17 protein-coding genes are annotated in these 20,147 nt (G+C 38.4%); 6 read left to right on the top strand and 11 right to left on the bottom strand.

Annotation, left to right across the window (positions count from 1 at the left end; genetic code table 11):
• Positions 1-70: 70 nt before the first annotated feature.
• From treP to ACWM35_RS09205, 7 genes are all read right to left on the bottom strand, one after another.
• Positions 71-1,495, bottom strand: coding sequence for a PTS system trehalose-specific EIIBC component (treP, locus tag ACWM35_RS09235; protein WP_454817575.1), 1,425 nt, complete (start codon positions 1,493-1,495; stop codon positions 71-73).
• A 573-nt stretch (positions 1,496-2,068) separates the two neighbouring features.
• A complete protein-coding gene (locus ACWM35_RS09230) occupies positions 2,069-2,461 on the bottom strand; it encodes a thiol-disulfide oxidoreductase DCC family protein (protein WP_454817573.1) in 393 nt (130 codons plus the stop codon).
• 163 nt (positions 2,462-2,624) lie between these two features.
• Positions 2,625-3,815, bottom strand: a complete 1,191-nt coding sequence (locus ACWM35_RS09225) for a M14 family metallopeptidase (protein ID WP_454817571.1) — start codon at positions 3,813-3,815, stop codon at positions 2,625-2,627.
• 181 nt (positions 3,816-3,996) lie between these two features.
• Positions 3,997-4,668 (bottom strand): DUF2642 domain-containing protein, encoded by a 672-nt coding sequence (locus tag ACWM35_RS09220; protein ID WP_454817570.1) that lies wholly within the window; start codon positions 4,666-4,668, stop codon positions 3,997-3,999.
• Positions 4,669-4,852: 184 nt separating this feature from the next.
• A complete protein-coding gene (locus ACWM35_RS09215) occupies positions 4,853-5,899 on the bottom strand; it encodes a hypothetical protein (RefSeq protein ID WP_454817568.1) in 1,047 nt (348 codons plus the stop codon).
• 64 nt (positions 5,900-5,963) lie between these two features.
• Positions 5,964-6,506 carry a hypothetical protein gene (locus ACWM35_RS09210; protein WP_454817566.1) on the bottom strand — a complete coding sequence of 181 codons (543 nt, stop codon included), beginning with the start codon at positions 6,504-6,506 and terminating at the stop codon, positions 5,964-5,966.
• 147 nt (positions 6,507-6,653) lie between these two features.
• Positions 6,654-7,733 (bottom strand): CotH kinase family protein, encoded by a 1,080-nt coding sequence (locus ACWM35_RS09205; protein WP_454817564.1) that lies wholly within the window; start codon positions 7,731-7,733, stop codon positions 6,654-6,656.
• 332 nt (positions 7,734-8,065) lie between these two features.
• Here ACWM35_RS09205 and ACWM35_RS09200 point away from each other — a divergent pair, with 332 nt between their 5' ends.
• The 5 genes from ACWM35_RS09200 to ACWM35_RS09180 all read left to right on the top strand — a co-directional run bounded on the left by ACWM35_RS09200 (position 8,066) and on the right by ACWM35_RS09180 (position 14,325).
• Positions 8,066-9,229: a hypothetical protein gene (locus tag ACWM35_RS09200; protein WP_454817562.1), complete on the top strand. Its 1,164-nt coding sequence runs from the start codon at positions 8,066-8,068 to the stop codon at positions 9,227-9,229.
• A gap of 236 nt (positions 9,230-9,465) precedes the next feature.
• On the top strand, positions 9,466-10,821 hold the full coding sequence (locus tag ACWM35_RS09195) for an arsenic transporter (RefSeq protein WP_454817560.1): 1,356 nt from the start codon (positions 9,466-9,468) through the stop codon (positions 10,819-10,821).
• A 108-nt stretch (positions 10,822-10,929) separates the two neighbouring features.
• A complete protein-coding gene (locus ACWM35_RS09190) occupies positions 10,930-11,727 on the top strand; it encodes a hypothetical protein (RefSeq protein WP_454817558.1) in 798 nt (265 codons plus the stop codon).
• Between the two features lie 184 nt (positions 11,728-11,911).
• Entirely contained in the window at positions 11,912-12,631 is a 720-nt protein-coding gene (locus tag ACWM35_RS09185) for a YebC/PmpR family DNA-binding transcriptional regulator (protein WP_454817557.1), read from the top strand.
• Positions 12,632-12,846: 215 nt separating this feature from the next.
• Positions 12,847-14,325 carry a SulP family inorganic anion transporter gene (locus ACWM35_RS09180; protein WP_454817555.1) on the top strand — a complete coding sequence of 493 codons (1,479 nt, stop codon included), beginning with the start codon at positions 12,847-12,849 and terminating at the stop codon, positions 14,323-14,325.
• Positions 14,326-14,380: 55 nt separating this feature from the next.
• On the opposite strand, the gene ACWM35_RS09175 is transcribed toward ACWM35_RS09180, so the two are convergent.
• On the bottom strand, positions 14,381-14,998 hold the full coding sequence (locus tag ACWM35_RS09175; RefSeq protein WP_454817553.1) for a DUF47 domain-containing protein: 618 nt from the start codon (positions 14,996-14,998) through the stop codon (positions 14,381-14,383).
• A gap of 184 nt (positions 14,999-15,182) precedes the next feature.
• Between ACWM35_RS09175 and ACWM35_RS09170 the strand changes: the two genes are divergently transcribed.
• Positions 15,183-16,652 (top strand): protein adenylyltransferase SelO, encoded by a 1,470-nt coding sequence (locus ACWM35_RS09170; protein WP_454817551.1) that lies wholly within the window; start codon positions 15,183-15,185, stop codon positions 16,650-16,652.
• 44 nt (positions 16,653-16,696) lie between these two features.
• On the opposite strand, the gene ACWM35_RS09165 is transcribed toward ACWM35_RS09170, so the two are convergent.
• From ACWM35_RS09165 to ACWM35_RS09155, 3 genes are all read right to left on the bottom strand, one after another.
• On the bottom strand, positions 16,697-17,038 hold the full coding sequence (locus ACWM35_RS09165) for a hypothetical protein (RefSeq protein ID WP_454817549.1): 342 nt from the start codon (positions 17,036-17,038) through the stop codon (positions 16,697-16,699).
• A gap of 64 nt (positions 17,039-17,102) precedes the next feature.
• Positions 17,103-18,269 (bottom strand): MFS transporter, encoded by a 1,167-nt coding sequence (locus ACWM35_RS09160; RefSeq protein WP_454817547.1) that lies wholly within the window; start codon positions 18,267-18,269, stop codon positions 17,103-17,105.
• Positions 18,270-18,509: 240 nt separating this feature from the next.
• Positions 18,510-20,147, bottom strand: a complete 1,638-nt coding sequence (locus ACWM35_RS09155) for a PhnE/PtxC family ABC transporter permease (RefSeq protein WP_454817546.1) — start codon at positions 20,145-20,147, stop codon at positions 18,510-18,512.

The raw sequence follows: 20,147 nt of genomic DNA, 5'->3' as shown, positions 1-20,147 counted from the left end.
AAAACACCTACCTAATTTTGTGAGAACCTTAATGCGGAAAAGGAGGGAGACGTTCTCCCTCCTTCATTCATTATTTTTTAAAAGAGAATTTGTTCATTCCAGTTTTTGCAAAAACAACGGTTAAGATAAAAGGGACGACAATGGCTACTACCATGGCGATGGCAAACATAACCATGTGCTGCGGTTGGATCGAAAGGATACCTGGAAGACCGCCGACACCGATTGAGTTAGCCATAACATCACTTCCGACTGAAATGACAGCTGCTGTTAGTGAACCTAACATCGCTGCAAGGAAAGGGAAGCCATATTTAAGATTGATACCGAACATCGCTGGTTCTGTTACACCTAAATAACAGGAAATCGCAGCTGGAATTGATACTTGTTTTTCTTCTTCATTTTTACGATTAATATAGATCATGGCAAGTACAGCAGAACCTTGAGCAATATTTGATAGGGCAATCATTGGCCAAAGGTTTGTTCCACCTAATTCACTCATTAACTGGAGGTCAATGGCATTAGTCATATGATGTAAACCCGTGATTACAAGTGGTGCATACGCAAATCCGAAGATTGCAGCAAACAACCAGCCAAAGGCAGAAGTTAAACTAGAATAGACTACATCTGAAACCCAAGATCCGATCGCCCAGCCAACAGGACCTAAAACAGTATGAGCGATTAATACAGTTGGAAGCAGCGCTAAGAACGGAACTACGATCATAGAAATCGAGTTAGGAATGACTTTACGCAATCTGGTTTCTAAAAACGCTAGTAAGATTCCCGCTAATATTGCAGGGATGACCTGAGCTTGATAACCAATCATATCAATTTGAGCAAATCCAAAGTCCCATACAGGAATATCCTTTGCTCCTGCGACTCCGTAGGCATTTAGTAATTGCGGAGAAACTAACGTAATCCCAAGAACGATACCTAAAATCGGTGTTGCACCCATTTTTCTCGCAACGGACCAGGTGATACCAACAGGGAGGAAGTGGAATACCGCTTCACCTATTAACCAAAGGAAGGCATGAACACCAGCCCAGAATTGCGAAACTTCAATGATGGATTTTGTTCCATCTTCAAGCATTTTGATATCGCCAATCACATTTCTAAAGCCAAGAATCAAACCTCCGACTACGAGGGCAGGAATCAATGGTGTAAAGATATCGGCTAGATGGGCGACCATTCGCTGCAGCCAGTTCATATTTTGCTTTGCTGCTACTTTTGCTTCTTCTTTTGTCGTTTCATCGACTCCAGCCATTTTAACAAATTCTTGATAAAAGCTCGGTACGTCGTTCCCAATGATAACCTGGAATTGACCTGCTTGAGTGAAGGTGCCTTTTACAGGTTTAATTGCTTCGATTTTTTTTACATCTGCTTTACTCGGATCGTTCAAAACGAACCGCATTCTCGTCACACAATGGGTGACGGCTGCAATATTATCCTTACCCCCAACGTGTTCCAGTAGTTCTTTTGCAGACTCTGTGAACTTTGTCATCTATTTTTCCCCCTGTTTAGAATTGGAAAAGTGATCCAATCCTGATCAAATAAAATATGCCTTATATGTACAGGTAAATGTGTGCGTTTTCACCGAAGCGGACAACCTGTATATACAAGTTTATGATTACGTTTTCATTTTAACTTGTATATACAAGAGTGTCAACAATAAATTGTATGGAAAAATTATTGTTATGAAGGTTTAAGTTTAGAAATAAATGAAGATGCAGAAGTGATCATTGACTCGTTTGTAGGTCTTTTTTACTAACTTTTACACTTTAAACCATCGCAATATTGATGGAAAATTTCGAAAATGGTACAATAAAGATGTTTAAATTCTTCTGAGTTTAGACCTCCTAAAATATGGGCTTAGCCTTGACCACTAAGCTCACCTTGACCTTTGAACAGTGTTCAAAGGTATTTTTTTGTTTTAATTAAATGAGGGATAAATAAAAAAGAGAAAGTGGCGGGGACCACTTTCTAAAGGAGGTATTGTATCATGGGTTACTTTAATATATGTACTTGTTGTACAGGCATGTAGTGAACATGTCCATTTCATAAGAATTTTTTTCAATTAATTTATAAATCTGTTTTTCATTTCTGGAGTGGGAAGCATACAGCTTTCTCTTTTGCCAAACCAATTATAGCGATTCTTGGCTACGATTTTATAAAGAAAATCGCGAATAGTGGGAGGGACGATTAGAAAAATCGCAAGGAATTTCCAAAAACCATGTAATTTCATACCTATTCGTAGTGCAGCAGTAGATCTCATATAAATCGTTTTGTTTTCAATTAATACTAAACTATCTATTTCTTGATTCAGGCCGTACTGCGTTAATAAATCATTACCAACTACACTTTGAAGGGAAGCAAATTTAAAATACCCTTTCGGATCTCTTTTGATAATAAATTGGACGCTGCTATTGCAAAGATTACATACACCATCAAACAAGACAATCCGTTCCATACTCCACCAACTCTTGATTTATTGCAACCATTGATACATTTACCATAGCACAATCTTATGAAAGGACAAAAAGAAAAAGCACACAACGTGCCTTTTCTCTTCCTAAACATAATTAACTGTTCGCCTGAGGTGGATAGTGTCCACGAGCGGTGGCACCCAACAATTACATATACAGCCCAGCGAGGAAGATACCAAGTGTTTCTTGGTAGATTTCGTCGAATTGGCTGAGTGGGAGGGGGTTGATGCCGCTGCCGAGTTCGACGGTGAAGCCAGGTCTTCGCCAGTCTTGAATGAACCAGTCTTTGTAACCGGCGTAGCTTTCGATGGTTTTGACTGGTTCGTAACCGCTGACGCGGCTAAATTCGTTGACAATGATTTGAGATTCTGGTGGTTCGAGGTTTTCAAAGCCCCAGTAAATGACCTCACCCTGAGTATGAAAGGCTAGTACTCTGGCAAAATCTCGTCTTTTTGTTAAAACGGCCATCGCAATGGCTTCTGGCTCTGACAATGGTCTTTCACCTACATAATCTCTAGGCCCTGGCTGACTTGGATTACGAGCCTTTTCCAATTCCCACTTTGCGGGGAATTGATCATTTAAATCTACTCCACGTATATTGGCTTTCCAACCGGAAAAATCAGTACTGCCATTATTGAGTTCAAGCACTCGATTTCTCCACGGTTCATGATCAGGCGGTCCGTTCAATACAAGACTAACACCATCAGGGTTGACCATCGGAACGAGCGATAAAGTAGTTTGTTGGTAAAGTGGGGCGGTTGATAGCCCGCGAATAGCATTCTGATTTGTTAATGACAAACAATAATCATTGATAAAGGTCATTATTACAGGGGTCGTAATCCACTCATTGGCGTGAAAGGAGCCATTATAATGGACTCTTTTCGACCCACGGCCAAGTAGAATTTCAGGAATCCCATTTCCAAGCACGGAATTTCCTATCGTTGAAAGTCTTAAAAATGGATAAACAGTTTGTAAACGCCTAATATCACGCATCATTTTGCTGTAATCGTAATCCTGCCTACCTTGGACAAGCCGCCAAGTAATTCGTAGTGGTACATGGATTTCTTGACCAACACGGAGACGATTAGGATTTACATTGGGATTTACCAAAAGCAGGGCATCAAGTGATAAGTTTCTGGCTTGTGCAATACTCCAAAAGGAGTCATTTTTCCTAATAGTATATTGTTGGGATACGAAACCGGGAATTCTAATACGTTGACCAGGAGCGAGCTGGTTCGCTTGAATGTCACGATTAGAGTCTAAAATAAGTTGAAGATTTAATCCAAATAACTGACTGAAGTACCAAAAAGAATCACCGCGTCTAACAATGATATCCATGAGCAACCTCCTGATGCTAATAATGGTATCAATAGATTGTATGCGGGTAAGTCTAAAATATTTTCAGGTTTTCTAACACTTGCATTATGTATGATATTGGATAAATAAAAGAGTGCCGCCTTAGACACTCTGGGTTTATTTTCCTGATCCAATTGTCAAACAGCAAATACTATAATGTCATTTATGTCATATGGACTGTTTTGATATGTTGTAGGTTTACATAAACGGTATCGCCTTTTGCCGTTACTAATTCTACGAAATTATTTTTAATTCCCTGAATTTTACCGATAACATTTTCATTCTCTCCAATATTAAAAACAATGAGTTCTCCGACCAGCTTATCGATTTGTACTTCAAAAGATCTTGCAAATGTAATATTGGATGGATTGACAGGGAAATTTGCATTGCCAAGACCATATGGCCGCTGGTTATTTGTGTAAGGAATTAACCACTTTAGGTGATTGAGGGAGATAAACATTGTTTTATAAATAGGGGAGTAAAACACGAAATAATTATTCATGATGCTGATGACATAACCATGTAAAGCCTGTTTACTGGTTACGTAAATTTCTGTAAAAATCCCCTTAGCAGCCGTAAGTGTTTTCCGCAGCGAAATTTCTTCATTATGATTAAATATGGGAGTTTGGTCATCGGATACGGTAATGATTTCTTCAATTTCATCATTTCGTAAAAACTTCCAATTTTGAATATGAACGGTGGGAATATATAAGTAATCATGCCCATTGTAAATGACCCATAAATCACTGCCTATGTCAATTAAAATTCCTTTTACCAGCTTATTACCTGAAATTTCTAGCTTCATATAATTTCCGATTTTTTCCTTTAATTTCATTCCATCACATCCTTTCCTTTTAAATTTTTTTCAAAAAGGGGAGGGCAATCGTGATTGAATCACGTAAATATATAGTAGTTGCCCAGTTCTTTTTGAAAAATTTCAATGGGTATTGATCGGCACAGGAATTAAAGTATTGATTTAGGAGAGGAATCATTTGTAACAATCAGTCATAGAATGCTCACTAAAAACGTCGTGCTGCAGGTTTTCTATTTGGCCAGCCTGAGAAAATAGATCTGCGGTCTAAGTTTCGTGCAGGCTCTCCAGCAAATCTAGCTACTCCAACTTCTTGTGCCTTTGGTTTCTCTTCCATCTTTTTGTTTTCGGTCACAGTCTTTTTCGTACTTTCCATTTTCACCACGGATGGAGTATCTTGTTGCTTTTGAACGTTTTTAACCATCTTTTTAGGTTGTTCTTCTTTAGGTGCAATATTGTTCATTAGCATTGGTGGAGCTTCGCGAGAGTTGTCAATTACTGTAACATGATTCTCTTTTTCACGGTTATTTACTGAATGAATCACTTCATTTTTCTGTATTTTTGTTTCTTTCGCCTGTACTTGCTTCTTATCTGATTTTTGCTGTTTATTAACAGAGCGTGATTTTTCTGATTTTGATTTTTTCATTTCAGTATTAGTATTGGATGAAGCTACAATGACGGTTTTTTCAGAGGTATTTTTAATTGGCTCTGACCAAACCTTTTTTTCATTTTTAGATTCATTGACGATTACATTTGACGACTCAATTTCTTGGTTTTTGTCGTCTGCTGCTACTTCGTTATTACTTGCTGAATTATTTGTTGTGTTAGAATTCTCTTGTTTTTTATATCCTTTTAATATATTAGAGATGTGTGAGATTTTCACTAAAATTCTTTCTTCACCACTTATTAAGGTAACAAAGTCTGTATCGACGATGCTTAGAACTCCACTGAAGGTTTTGTTATTTACACAAAGTATCGTTACCCATGAATTCTTTAAGGAAAGTAATAAATCTTTTAAACTCTGTGTTTTCGTATAATCAGTGATTTCTGCACTTTTAAACTGCTTTGTATTTTTCGTGATGGCTTGAATTTTATCAATGTTATAGTAAAAGATATATTTATTTTCGTCTTCGAGGACGATGTGATCTGTTTCTACCCCCATTAACTTACCTTTAATAATTTCTTCTCCAACATATAAATTCACGTAAAAGCCTTTAAGTGAATCTAACGTGGATGAAAAATTACCTTCTCCCATGAACACGTTCCTCCTTTGGTTAAATTTGTCGCTTCCCTAAAGAGAAGCGACAAGGAAATCTTTTTTATTGTCTAACCTGTGAATCTTCACTGCGTACCACACGCTGTCTCAATGCTTGTTGCTCGGATTGACTCATATTTGCTTGATTGCTTTGATCCTCACTTTGTTCGTTATTTGCTTTTTCAACCTTTAAACCATAGCTAATGTTACGAATATGGAAGGTTGATAAACGAACAACTTCTTCTTTGTTAATGAGGGATACAAAATCTTGATTACTTTCGCTTAGAACACCTTCTAATTTCTCTGGTCCGCCACGATTGATTTTAACCCATTGAAATTTTAGTGAGTCTAACAGGGCCTGGAAGCTTCCAGCTGTTTTATATTCGAAGTTTTCAGGTACCACAATCCCTAAATTGATGAGGTCTTTTGAGTTTTCTGTGACACTCTTAATATGTTGGGTATTGTAATAAACAACGCCATCGTCCGCAGTAAGTAGAACTAGATGGTCGTCTAGAACATCCATTAATTTCCCCACACGAGATTCTGGCCCACCTCTATCCACCTTGATCGTTTTCCCCACCAAAGACTTCCACATGTCTTTATTCATACAACAATTATCCTCCTTTAAATAAATAAACTTTTACACTGCATCTATATGTATCACGGTGTGATGTTGTACTAATATAGACGCCTTTTTTCTTATCTTTTTGAAAAAATAGGCAAAAAAAAAGAAGGTTATCCATAATAAAGGTTGTCAGTTGATCAAAGTAGATAATTCTTTATTAAGATAAGAATTTCTTTTATCGATAAATTCCAAAATAACCTGTTTCTCTTTCTCAAATTTTTCTTCACTGACAGATAAATAGGGATCTATCCTGATATAAGGTTTTAACAGGTGAAATTGATCCTCAACAATCGTTTCCAACTTACTTAGGCAAAAATGATTGTCCAAAATAGAGGATAATATTTCTTTGTACTTGTTTTTAAATGGGTAATAGTGGAGTAATCTTGCTGTCAGTGTATTATAGCCGCTAATCGGTACAAAATCATGGTCAAGAAGCCGGCCATGGAGATCTCTACCCCATGTCCCATCATAATCCCAAGGGGTAATTTCATAAAGGTTTGTCTGACTATTTAGGTATAAGGCGTAATTGTGAATAAAACCATCAAAGTTTTGTGTGCAGACAACACCTGAAAGCCAAGTCAAATATTGTTCAACATTGAGGATTTTCTCAACTTCGATTTCAAATTCATCATTACTTAGGGTATTGATCTTGGCTATAAAGTTTTCCAATTTCGCTAATTCATTTTGATCACCGTATTTCATTGTATAGCCTTCATCTAAATTGGTTTTCAACTCGTTTTCGGGATTCATTAGAGAGAAATTCGCATGATAATTCGTGGCATATATGATGGGGCCATCTGGAAGTTTTCGTTTTTGCAACAGGTATTGATCGAAGGATTCTAGTTCTAGATAGATACCTTTTAAAAAACCATTTATATAGAGGAGGACATATTTGGAGTGAGGTGAGATGATACCTATTCGATCAAAAAAATCGAGAGATAGCTTGTTGCGACTAAGTGAAATATCCTCGTATTCTGCATTTAAGTGAATTTCATGAGCCCCATTTACAAGATACGGTTTTTGAAACACAATATCATAGGATTTCTTCTTCTTTTTTCGAATTACATTTCCCCGATAGCGCAAACCAATTTTGTAGCGATGATTATCGATTTTTAAAACGGCCGGTACATGTTCATCCATCCAAATATCCTTTTCCAGTTTCTGCAGCCATTTTGGATTAATGATAATTTCATATTTTAACAATTTCATTCCCCTATACTTTTTTCTAGATTGTATGCATATTTGAGACTGAATGTGCCGTACAAACAACTAGGATTATTATCGTGGGCTAATGTGTATCGTTCATGAATGGTTAGGTAATTTTTGAAAAATCAATGTTTGTCTATATCAAGGACCACTACATTTCCATAAATTAGATATAGAAAATAACTAATTATGAAAGTGGTGGAAAACCGTAATGAGGACTGAAATGACTCAATTGCTGTCAAAAGCGAAAGAAAATGGCGTTCTATTATTTCTAGATAATAATCCAGTAGATCATTCTGATAAGCAAAAATGCTGGGACGTCCAGGCAAAAGCAAGTGACGGCAAAGGTTCTAAAGGTAAGGGGTCTAAAGGAAAAGGAAAAGGATCTAAAGGCGGTAGTAAAGGATCTCACGGCGATAGCAGCAAAGGTTCTAAAGGCGGCAGTAAGGGCTCTAAAGGTGGAGGTAAGGGCTCCAAAGGCGGAGGCAAGGGCTCCAAAGGCGGAGGTAAGGGCTCCAAAGGCGGAGGCAAGGGCTCCAAAGGCGGAGGCAAGGGCTCCAAAGGCGGAGGCAAGGGCTCCAAAGGCGGAGGCAAGGGCTCCAAAGGCGGAGGCAAGGGCTCCAAAGGCGGAGGCAAAGGTTCTAAAGGCGGAAGCAAAGGTTCTAAAGGCGGAAGCAAAGGTTCTAAAGGCGGAAGCAAAGGATCTAAAGGTGGAAGCAAAGGATCTAAAGGTGGAAGCAAAGGCTCCAAAGGCGGCAGTAAAGGCTCCAAAGGCGGCAGTAAAGGCTCCAAAGGCGGCAGTAAAGGCTCCAAAGGCGGCAGTAAAGGCTCTAAAGGAAAAGGAAAAGGCAAGGGAAAAGGTTCTAAAGGTGGAAGCAAAGGATCTCATGGTGACCACCATTCAAGTGGAAGCAGTTATACAGGATATGGTTACGGCAATATCTTCTGGGGTGATCGAGGACATTCGAACCAAGAAAACAATAAAAACTCTAAAAAATGCGGCTGCGGTGGCGATCATTCGTACAAAGATGACAATAAGAAAGAAAAAAAATGTGGCTGCGGCTGCGGACAACCGATGCAAAGCTACGGCTCCAAGGGAAGTTGCGGTTCTCATGGAAGTAAAGGCTCAAGTGGAAGTAAAGGCAGCTGCGGTTCTAAAGGAAGCAATGGCTCCAAAGGAAGTTGTGGCTCTATGGGCAGTAAAGGGTCTAGTGGAAGCAAAGGCAGCTGCGGTTCTAAAGGAAGCAATGGCTCCAAAGGAAGTTGTGGCTCTAAAGGAAGTAAAGGTTCCAGTGGAAGCAAGGGCAGCTGTGGCTCTAAAGGAAGCAAGGGCTCCAAAGGTAAAGGAAAAGGAAAAGGAAAAGGAAAGGGAAAAGGTAAAGGAAAAGGTCCAAAAGGACGTCATGGAAAGGGTAAGAAAAAGTAAAAAGAAGAATCAGGTGCGTGAAAATAGAGAATATTTTAGGCCAGTACACAAAAGTACTGGTCTTATTTTTTGAAATAGATCCGGTATCATACATTGATTAACATTAAGTAGAAAAAAACTAGGTTAATATCCATAAGTTATTTTACAAAAATTTATAGATACTTGCTGATTTAAGTAAAAACAGGATATTCGTTTAGTTCAAGCCTCTATTAATCGACGTATGATAAAGCACAGGACAAGAAATGACAAGACAGAAATTGATATTCCTAATTATGTTTTCAAAAGGACGAAAGGAGAGAAAGATATTTTATGTATCATCAATCGACGGTGATCATTACAATCCTTGCATTTCTGCTAACCATGGTGATGATATTTATCCGTCCGAAAAATATGAACGAAGCAATCCCAGCAACAATTGGAGCCATTATCGTTTTTATTAGCGGGAGCGTTTCACCTGCTGACCTCCTCGATATTAGCTCGAAAGTGACAGGGGCAGCCATCACCATCATTGCAACGATCGTCATGGCAATCGTCCTTGAAAGTTTTGGCTTCTTTCGTTGGACGGCTGCATTGATGTTAAAACTATCAAAAGGATCAGGGATCCGCTTATTCTGGTATACTTTACTACTATGTTTTTTAATGACTTTATTTTTTAACAATGATGGCAGTATTTTGATCACGACACCGATTCTCATCTTGATTTTTAAAAATATTGGGTTGAAGAACCGGCAAAAGATCCCGTTTTTGTTAAGCGGCGCCTTGATTGCAACCGCTTCAAGTGCCCCTATAGGTGTAAGTAATATCGTTAACTTAATTGCCCTAAAAATTATTGGAATGGATCTCTATCTGCAAACGGCGATGATGTTTGTACCAAGTACAATTGGTCTCTTATTTTTAGCCCTTTTACTACTCCTTGTATTCAAAAAAGAAATCCCTAAAGAAATCTATCTCCATTCCTACACCCTCCCATTGCAAAATCATCATCGATTTCATCCATTACAGAGAAAAAACGAGGAAATGTTTGAAAATCATAAGAAACTAATGATCAAAATGCTTATCTTTGTTTTTATCGTGAGGATTAGCCTTTTTGTTGCATCATTCTTCGATATTTCAGTGTCTCTGGTTGCTGTTATCGGTTCGATTGTTTTATTAATTTGGAGATGGGTCCATCTTAAGAAAAATCCCAAAGACCTTATTACCAAAATCCCATGGCATATATTAATCTTTGCTTTCAGCATGTATGTCATCATTTTTGGCTTGCATAATATTGGTTTGACAGAATTATTACTGAAAAGTCTAAGTTCGATCGTAAATGACAGTTTACTACATGCGAGTGTTACGATGGGAATCATTACTGCATTCTTATCTAATATTTTCAATAATCATCCTGCCCTGATGGTGTCGACATTAGCGCTAACTGAAATGGGACTAAATCCTTTACTTACCAAAACTGTTTATCTAGCCAACATTATTGGAAGCGATATCGGTTCGTTAATTTTACCGATCGGAACCTTGGCAACATTGATCTGGATGGATATTCTAAAGAAAAATAATATCAAAATATCATGGCTAGAATATATCAAGGTGACCATCATCGTCATCCCGCCAACCCTCATTTTTACTCTACTATGTTTATACTTATGGCTGCTTCTTATTTTTGTATAAAAATGACCCTTTCGACTTGAAAGGGTTTTTATCTTATTTCTATTGTCAATTCCGTTAACCATTCATGGCTTGTCTAAATATGATAATAATAAAAGGCAGGTGAGTGATATGTATTTGGTTGGTTTCTATTCACCAAAAGCAAAATCGGGTGTAACAGAACTATCATTGTCTATCTATTATTGGCTAAAAATGAATACCACTTTGTCAGCTGCGTTCATATCCTACGGGACTCTAGAAAATGAAGAGAATTCCAATGAATTGATTCATGAATTTTCAAAATTGTCGTTAGCGGATCAAAAAAGAAAAGTAAAACAGATGAAAAAGGAATTCGATATTATTATTTATGATGCATCTAGTCAGCTCTCAGAAGGAGTATTAAAACTTTTGCCAATTGTCGACAGACTATTTGTGGTAGGGGAGGAGCATACTGAATTTGCTGTCAAGCTCCATCAAATCATACAATTCAATAAAATTTTTGATAAGAATATCAAGAATTTTATCACACATATCAAGGGCAATAAGACATATATCATCCGAGAAAATAAAGAAGATCGGGTCATTGGTTTTAATCATACGAAAAAGGAAACCAATGAAATTGGTCAAATGGTCTACACGGATTACGTAACTCGCTATCTAGAAACGAAATTAATTGAAAAAAACGAAGTCGTATACAAAAAAATTAAGCAAATTCCGAGAGATTATTTGTATCGAGGCTTATATGAATTAGGAATTGATTTTGAGAAAGCGCTGCTTTTCCATGAATATGTTCTTCTTCGCGAGGCTCTAGGGCAAAATTATTTTGAAGCATTAGAGACCCTTTTTCCACTTTTGATTCATTCCCCATTCAAAGAAATATTAGAAAGATTTCAAACGGAACTCACATTTATATCCAAACTTAAAGTCTAATGTTAAAAAACATATTCGGACCGCTAAAGAACACTTAACAAATGAAACAATTAAGGTATAATATTATGTGGTGAATAATTGTACCTTCAGGCTCATTTCATAATAAAATCGAAAAGTGTTGAAGATGCAGTTGATTTCTATTACTATTTTTGTATAGATTTAAAGCGGAAAGAGAGTGTTCATTATGGGCCGTAAGTGGAATAACATTAAGGAAAAGAAAGCATCAAAAGATGCAAATACGAGTCGTATTTATGCAAAATTTGGTGTTGAAATTTACGTAGCAGCTAGACGTGGTGAGCCAAATCCAGAATCAAACCAAGCATTAAAATTTGTCCTAGAACGTGCTAAAACGTACAATGTACCGAAGCATATTATTGATCGTGCGATTGAAAAAGCGAAGGGCGGTTCCGAGGAAAGCTATTCAGAGCTCCGCTATGAAGGTTTTGGGCCTAATGGATCCATGGTAATCGTCGATGCCCTTACAAATAACGTCAACCGAACAGCATCTGATGTTCGTGCTGCATTTGGTAAAAACGGTGGAAATATGGGGGTCAGTGGATCCGTAGCCTATATGTTCGATGCCACTGCCGTTATTGGTTTAGAAGGAAAAACAGCTGATGAAGTGCTTGAAATTTTAATGGAGGCAGATGTTGATGTTCGTGACATCGTAGAAGAAGAAGAGTCTGTGATTGTGTATGCGGAGCCTGACCAATTCCATGCCGTCCAAGAATCATTAAAAAGTGCTGGTATCAGTGAATTTACGGTAGCAGAATTAACAATGCTTGCTCAAAATGATGTGACACTGCCAGAAGATGCTCAAGCCAAATTTGAGAAAATGATTGATGCCCTAGAAGATTTAGAAGATGTACAACAAGTGTTCCACAATGTTGACTTAGGTGAATAATATAAAAAAGAAGGCCGTTGTCGTCAACGGCCTTCTTTTTTTATGGATTTATAGAAAAAAAGCGAGAAAGAGAGGAAGTTAAAGAATTTAATAGATGATTGCGTTTACATGACATTTCACAAATTTGTCACATTCATATATACTCTATTTTTGTGACCAACGGACCCGACTTTCATGAGAGTTGAAAGTCATATTACATTTGAAAGAGGTGCTTCATGAACATAAACACAATTAAATATGAATGGTTTGGAAATATCAGGGGAGATGTTTTAGCTGGCTTAGTCGTTGCGATGGCGTTAATTCCAGAAGCAATCGCTTTTTCAATTATTGCCGGAGTGGACCCAATGGTTGGGTTATATGCATCCTTTTGTATTGCCGTGGTCATTGCCTTTGTTGGCGGAAGACCAGGGATGATTTCGGCTGCAACCGGTGCGACCGCTTTATTAATGACAACCTTGGTAAAAGATCATGGATTACAGTACCTGCTAGCTGCAACGATTCTAACAGGTGTCATTCAAATCGTGATGGGTGCCCTAAAATTAGGGCGATTAATGAAATTTGTTCCTCGTTCCGTTATGATAGGATTTGTCAATGCACTAGCTATTTTGATTTTTACTGCTCAATTAACTCATTTTGTCGGTGAAACATGGGTTATGTACACAATGGTTGCAGGTGCCTTAGCCATCATCTATATTCTTCCACGTTTTACAAAAGCTGTGCCATCACCTTTAGTTGCAATAATCGTCATTACGATCATCTCAGTACTAACGGGTAGCGGAGTGCGAACCATTGGTGATATGGGCAATCTTACGCAAACATTACCAATTTTCTTAATACCTGAAATTCCTTTTAATTTTGACACATTACAAATCATTTTCCCATATTCTTTATCGATTGCCATTGTTGGTTTAGTGGAATCATTATTAACGGCCTCTATTGTCGATGATATGACTGACACAACCAGTGATAAGAATAAGGAAGCTAGAGGACAAGGGATCGCAAATATTGTATCAGGCTTCTTCGGTGGAATGGCTGGCTGTGCGATGATTGGTCAATCGGTTATAAATGTTAAATCCGGCGGACGAGGCAGACTCTCAACCTTCGTTGCTGGTAGTTTTTTAATGATTTTAATTGTTGTCTTAAATGAATATTTAGTGTTGATTCCTATGGCTGCATTAGTTGGAGTGATGATCATGGTGTCGGTTGGAACATTTGATTGGTCAGCCTTGAAAAACATACACAAGACTCCATTAACCGATACCATTGTCATGGTCGCGACGGTCATCACGGTTCTAATGACTCATGATTTATCTAAGGGAGTATTAGTTGGAATTATCTTAAGTGCGATTTTCTTTGCATCGAAAATTTCTAAGGTAGAAGTAACCACCTTAGATGCTAAAGGGTCAAGAAACAAAACCTATCAGGTTTCTGGTCAATTATTCTTCGCTTCTGTCACTGAATTTGTCGAAGGTTTTGATTTCAGTGAAAAAGTGAATGATGTAACGCTGGACCTTTCACATGCTCATTTATGGGATGATTCAGCTGTTGGAGCCATTGATAAGGTTGTAATAAAATATCAGCAAAATGGTGTGCTTGTTCATTTAATTGGACTAAATAAAGAGAGTAACAAATTATTGGAAAAGCTTACCTCACATCCTAAACAAGGCAGTTTAAAAAAGGCTGTTGGACACTAAAAAAACACGCAATTTGCGTGTTTTTTTATTACTCGCGAATTTTGATTCATTCATTCTAAGCATTTTTCATGATAATGCTTTCTAATATATTGGCAACTGCTTGGCAATCGTCTGCAATGTTCTCTAGTTCTTCATAGATTTCTTTATACTGAATAATCCGTATTGCATCTTTTTCATTTGTAAACAAATGCTTTATCGATTCACGCAAAATTGCATCACATTTCGATTCTAAGTCTTTTATTTTGATGGCATGCTCCCTGATATTTAGTAATTTCTTAGTGGAGATCATCTCAACAGCGGTTACAATTTCTTCGGAACATTTACGGATCGCATCAACGAATTGAAGCATATAATCATCAGCATTTACCACTGAATACATTTCAAAAAGGGCGGCTGTATGCTCTAACCCATCTAAAACATCATCCATGCTCATCGTAAGCGTTAAAATATCCTCCCGTTCTATGGAAGTGATAAATGCATTATGTAAATCTTTTATCACATTATGGACCATAGAATCACCCTTAGATTCAAATTCCTTCATTGTTTCCGAGAAAATTTTAAGGTCACTGACATCTTTTAATTTGTAATCTGCAAAATAATTGGCACTTTCTTTTAAATTCAAAGAAATATTAATTAAATACTCTGCAAATTTATCATTCTTTCGCATCGCCATACAATTACCTCCAGTGATACACTAAGTATAAAATTGGAATGATAAAACCAACCTTAATATTTCCAAAAACAATGATAAAATTCTTATTGAATGATATTGGAGCCTAATTGTGGTAGGGTATTATCAAATGTTCGAGGAAAAACTAATGTGCGCAGTGAAACATTCATAAAGAAGAGGAGATACGATGACGAATCAAAGATTAAAACCGGGATGGAATTTCGATAATAGTTATGCACGACTGCCTAAATCTTTTTTTTCAAAAGTCAATCCAACTCCCGTAAAGTCCCCAAAATTAATCATACTCAATGAACCATTGGCAAACTCACTTGGGATCAACCTCCAGTCGCTTCAAAGTGATCAGGGAGTAGCTGTACTGGCTGGTAACCAAGTACCTGAGGGTGCTGCCCCACTTGCTCAAGCCTATGCTGGACATCAATTTGGGTATTTCAACATGTTAGGGGATGGGCGTGCGATATTGCTTGGTGAACAGATTACACCAAATGGTGGCCGTTTTGATATTCAACTCAAGGGACCAGGTAGAACGCCGTACTCCCGTGGGGGAGATGGACGGGCTGCACTGGGTCCCATGCTTCGTGAATATATTATTAGTGAAGCGATGCATGGCCTTGGGATTCCCACTAGCCGCAGTTTGGCTGTTGTGTCTACAGGTGAAACAATCATCCGAGAAACTGAATTACCTGGTGCTATTTTGACCCGTGTGTCATCCAGTCATTTACGTGTAGGAACCTTTCAATTTGCGGCACAATGGGGGAAGGGTGACGATTTAAGAATTCTTGCTGACTATACCATTAAACGCCATTTTCCAGAAATTGAAGGGGAGGAGAACCCTTACCTTACACTGCTCCAGGAAGTAATCAAGCGTCAGGCCATGCTGATTGCTAAGTGGCAGCTCATTGGCTTTATTCATGGAGTCATGAATACCGATAATATGACCATTAGCGGTGAAACGATCGATTACGGGCCGTGTGCTTTTATGGATACGTATGATCCAGCGACCGTTTTTAGTTCCATTGACCGCGAAGGCCGTTATGCCTACGGTAATCAGCCGAATATTGGTGTATGGAATCTTGCACGTTTAGCTGAAGCTCTTTTGCCACTATTGGATGATAATGAAGAAAAGGCTGTAACATTAGCCCAAGATAAACTCTCCGATTTTGCTCACATTTATAAAAATAATTGGCTTGAGGGAATGAAAGGAAAATTAGGATTATATACGAGAGAAGAGGACGATCGAACACTGATTGATCAGCTACTTAAGATCATGCAGAAGTATCAGGCGGATTATACCAATACCTTCACCGCGTTAACTTATGATAGGCAGGAGGGCAGTGACTTGTTTGGCACAACTGAATTTACCGAATGGAAGAAGCTATGGCAAGAGAGGCTAAGTAGACAACCAGAAGCGGAAGTGTCTTCCCATGAGTTAATGAGAAAAAGTAATCCTGTGGTTATTCCTCGAAATCACCGGGTAGAAGAGGCACTAGAGGCTGCTGTAGAACACGGGGACTATCACGTAATGGAAAGACTTCTAAACGTGCTATCAAGCCCCTACACCTACACGGATGATAAGGATGAATACTGTAAACAACCTGAACCATCCAGTCAACCTTATCGTACCTATTGCGGAACATAATCTATATGCATAAAACAGCTGGCAATGATTCATTGCCAGCTGTTTTATCTTTCATCTTTTATTAAGTCCTTATCCCAATATTTTACCGTTTCCGTTTTCGATGTTGGAACACTTTTAATGATCGTACCTTCTTCATCGTAATAAACCTCATATTCCTGATACGTCTCGACGATATATCCATTTGTTTTTTCCGTATGGACAAGTCTTTGTTCTAAAACGGGCACTTCAGTAGGAGGCTCCACATCTACAGGTTGTGCTGCGGTTTGTTCACTTGTCATATAGGAATAGTTTTTATGAATGAAAGAATAGGGCGAATCAAGATAGGCAACTAGAGCGATTAAGAAACAAAGGATTAAAAATGTTGAAAAATGAGAAATTGTCTTCATCCATTATTGGCTCCTTTTTTTACATCTTCGTAACCTATCTTATGCATGTCCAATAACCCTAATGCTAATTTGTTTTAAAGAGTTTTGCCTGTGAACGATAAACCTGATAAAGAATGAAAGCAAGGACGGAAATAATCGCACCAGATATATAAGGCAGTCCCATCGATAATGAAAACAGCCAGCCGCCTAGTGGCGGTCCAATAATTCTACCAAGGGAATCAAACGAAGATAGAAGACCTGTAGCATTCCCATGGCCAGAAGTAGATGTTTTCGTCAGCAGGGAGGAAACACTTGGACGAATGACACCATTCCCAATCCCAAAGATGGATAAATAAATGGCAGCTGTAGCAAAACTATCCACTAACAGTATTAAGCTAAAGCCAATAATCGATACAATAATTCCTCCTTGAATGACGGCGCCTTCACCATATTTCTTTGTTAGCTTTCCGACTAAGCCGCCTTGCACCATTGCTCCAGCAAAGCCCATGATCATAAATATGTAACCAAGCTGTGTTGCTCCTAATCCAGCTCTCTTAGCAGCAAAATAAGCAAAGGTGGCCTCTAAACCAGAAAGGGATAAAGAGATAAAGAGCTGCAATAAAAACAGAATGGTAGATGGTCCAGTGAATGCTGCCCACCGTGATGGGTTATTACTTGGATCAATCCCTTCATCACCTTTTTGCAAGGATTCTTTTAATAGGAAAAATACTAAAATTAACGTAATCAATGAAGATGCTCCAGCTAAATAAAACGGCATGCTCATGCTTGATTTAGAGAAAACCCCGCCAATCGCTGGACCAAAAACGAATCCAAGGCCTACAGCAGCACCTACTATCCCCATGCCTTTCCCTCGATTTTCAGGTGTCGTAATGTCAGCAACATAGGCCATCGCTGTAGGCATGTTCGCTGCAGAAAGCATTCCTCCAATAATCCGGGCAGCAAATAGGACCCAAAGCTGGGATGCTAGCGCCTGAAGAAAGAATGATAATGCTAAACCAGCAATACCAATCATCATAACTGGCTTACGTCCTATCCGATCTGATAAACGCCCCCAAATCGGGGCGAAGATGAGCTGCATCAGAGAATAAACAGCCATTAGTAATCCAAGTTGTGTAGGATTAGCCCCCATCTTTTCAGCATAAAAAGGCAGGACAGGAATTATGATTCCAAAGCCAATCATCACTAAAAACATGACCAAAAATAAAATGGGTAATGCTCGTTTTGTTTCCAAAGAATTTCCACTCCTAATGATTCGAACCAGTTCAAATCTTTCTATAAAATATCTTTAACAATTTCAACCACTATGCTTAGGATAATAGAAAACATCTTGCTAATACAAGCATTTAAGTCATAAAATCGCGATGATTCGACAAAGATATATTGATTATACGGAATGAATAGCAACTTTCTAGCGCCTGCTAGCAATTAATCAGCAAGAAAAAAGCACACATCCAAGAGGAAAGCGTGCTCACTATTTTACTGCTTTTCTTGTCGTTTCTGAAGCTAGGTCTGCAAGGATGACGAGAATCATGTAGCAGATTAATAGCAATGTGATTTCCGTATATTTAAAGTAGCTCATCGCCAATTTAAACTCCATTCCGAGGCCCCCAGCACCTACAAAGCCTACAACAATTGTTGTTCGCATGATGACTTCCCATCGATAAAGCAAATAGGTTAGGAATCTCGGTAAAACGATTGGAAGAATCCCGTAAAACAAAATTTCTATTTTCGCCGCACCTGCAGTTGCTAGGTTACGGATCGGTCTTGGATCCATATCTTCAATTGCTTCTGCCCAAAGCTTACCAAGTATCCCAAAGTTATGAAGAGCTAAGGCGAGTGCTCCTGGCAGTATTCCTGGCTTAAAAATAAATATTATCATCATTGCCCAGACTAATTCTGGGACTGCGCGGGAAAAAACATATAAAATTCGAACCAAACCGTATAAAAACCAGTTATACCATTTTTTTGATAAAGTCAAACTCCCATTGGCGATATTTCCAGTTGCAGGAATCACAGTAAAAAATGCAGTAACCGCTGCAAAACCAATCGCCATGATACTCATAATCAAGGTCTCATACGTTAACCTCAGGGCAGAAGCCCAGCTGCCTGCATCGAAAAATGCAGGATTTTCCTGATCAATCCCTATCAGTCCAGCGAAAAACCTTTTTGCATACTCCAGATTTTGTTCTGTTAATAAGGCAAATAAGTTTGCTTTTTCACCGAAGGTAATGTGTAACCAGGAACTGGCGATTAATAGGATTGCAAGGAGGGTGGAACTCCATCCTGACTTAATACTTTTTCTTTGATTATGACTGGTTAAGCCCTCACGAACAAATTTACTCCATACATCAACTAATATCACAATCACGATTAGAAAAAATACATATGTCCAAACTTGGTTATATTTAAGGTCAGACAATGATAGTTGAATTTGAAAACCTAAGCCGCCCAGTCCAACAAAACTCATGATTGCACTGGAACGAATCGCACATTCAAAACGATACATCGTATAACTGATCATATCTGCCCATACAAGTGGAAGATAGCCATAAATTAAGGTTTGTAATCGGGAAGCACCCGCTGATCGTAACGCGAGGATCGGCTGCTCGGGAACGTCGGTTAACATATCTGCAAAAATTCTTCCAAGTATTCCACCATAGGGAATTGCTAGGGCAAAAATGGCCGCAAATGGAGATAATCCAATTGCTGCTACGAACAGCCATGCCCAAATCAGTTCATGAATCGATCGCGTAAAACCTAATAAGCCACGGAAAAAGATTTTGGAAATGGTTCGTGAAAATTTTTCGGTAGTTAAGACACCAGAGGCTAATATACCAACAATGAAGGCATAAACAACCGCTAAGGACATTCCGGTAATCGCATAGGCAAGGGTGATACCTGAAGCTTTAAGACCAACCATAAAAGTGTTCGCTGATAAATCCGGCTTTATTAACCCTTCAAATATTTGCAGCATCGTAGGTATGCCACCTGATGAAAAAAGGTCCGAGCTCCACGAAACCGAAAACAGGCTCCATCCGAAAACAGCTAACAACAATACTGTAAGAATGAAACGATTGTGTAAACGGAAAAAGGGGATGTGCGTTTTCAT

The sequence above is a fragment of the Neobacillus sp. K501 genome, from assembly GCF_053749995.1.
This window is presented reverse-complemented; position numbering and strand designations above follow the sequence as displayed.

Excerpts from the sequence above, each read along its gene's own strand:
- ACWM35_RS09195 (WP_454817560.1), top strand. The coding sequence starts at position 9,466 with ATGTATCATCAATCGACGGTGATCATTACAATCCTTGCATTTCTGCTA.
- ACWM35_RS09215 (WP_454817568.1), bottom strand. The coding sequence starts at position 5,899 with ATGGGAGAAGGTAATTTTTCATCCACGTTAGATTCACTTAAAGGCTTT.
- ACWM35_RS09190 (WP_454817558.1), top strand. The coding sequence starts at position 10,930 with ATGTATTTGGTTGGTTTCTATTCACCAAAAGCAAAATCGGGTGTAACA.
- ACWM35_RS09155 (WP_454817546.1), bottom strand. The coding sequence starts at position 20,147 with ATGAAAACGCACATCCCCTTTTTCCGTTTACACAATCGTTTCATTCTT.
- ACWM35_RS09165 (WP_454817549.1), bottom strand. The coding sequence starts at position 17,038 with ATGAAGACAATTTCTCATTTTTCAACATTTTTAATCCTTTGTTTCTTA.
- ACWM35_RS09170 (WP_454817551.1), top strand. The coding sequence starts at position 15,183 with ATGACGAATCAAAGATTAAAACCGGGATGGAATTTCGATAATAGTTAT.
- ACWM35_RS09185 (WP_454817557.1), top strand. The coding sequence starts at position 11,912 with ATGGGCCGTAAGTGGAATAACATTAAGGAAAAGAAAGCATCAAAAGAT.
- ACWM35_RS09180 (WP_454817555.1), top strand. The coding sequence starts at position 12,847 with ATGAACATAAACACAATTAAATATGAATGGTTTGGAAATATCAGGGGA.
- ACWM35_RS09210 (WP_454817566.1), bottom strand. The coding sequence starts at position 6,506 with ATGAATAAAGACATGTGGAAGTCTTTGGTGGGGAAAACGATCAAGGTG.
- ACWM35_RS09225 (WP_454817571.1), bottom strand. The coding sequence starts at position 3,815 with ATGGATATCATTGTTAGACGCGGTGATTCTTTTTGGTACTTCAGTCAG.
- treP (WP_454817575.1), bottom strand. The coding sequence starts at position 1,495 with ATGACAAAGTTCACAGAGTCTGCAAAAGAACTACTGGAACACGTTGGG.
- ACWM35_RS09220 (WP_454817570.1), bottom strand. The coding sequence starts at position 4,668 with ATGAAATTAAAGGAAAAAATCGGAAATTATATGAAGCTAGAAATTTCA.
- ACWM35_RS09175 (WP_454817553.1), bottom strand. The coding sequence starts at position 14,998 with ATGGCGATGCGAAAGAATGATAAATTTGCAGAGTATTTAATTAATATT.
- ACWM35_RS09230 (WP_454817573.1), bottom strand. The coding sequence starts at position 2,461 with ATGGAACGGATTGTCTTGTTTGATGGTGTATGTAATCTTTGCAATAGC.
- ACWM35_RS09205 (WP_454817564.1), bottom strand. The coding sequence starts at position 7,733 with ATGAAATTGTTAAAATATGAAATTATCATTAATCCAAAATGGCTGCAG.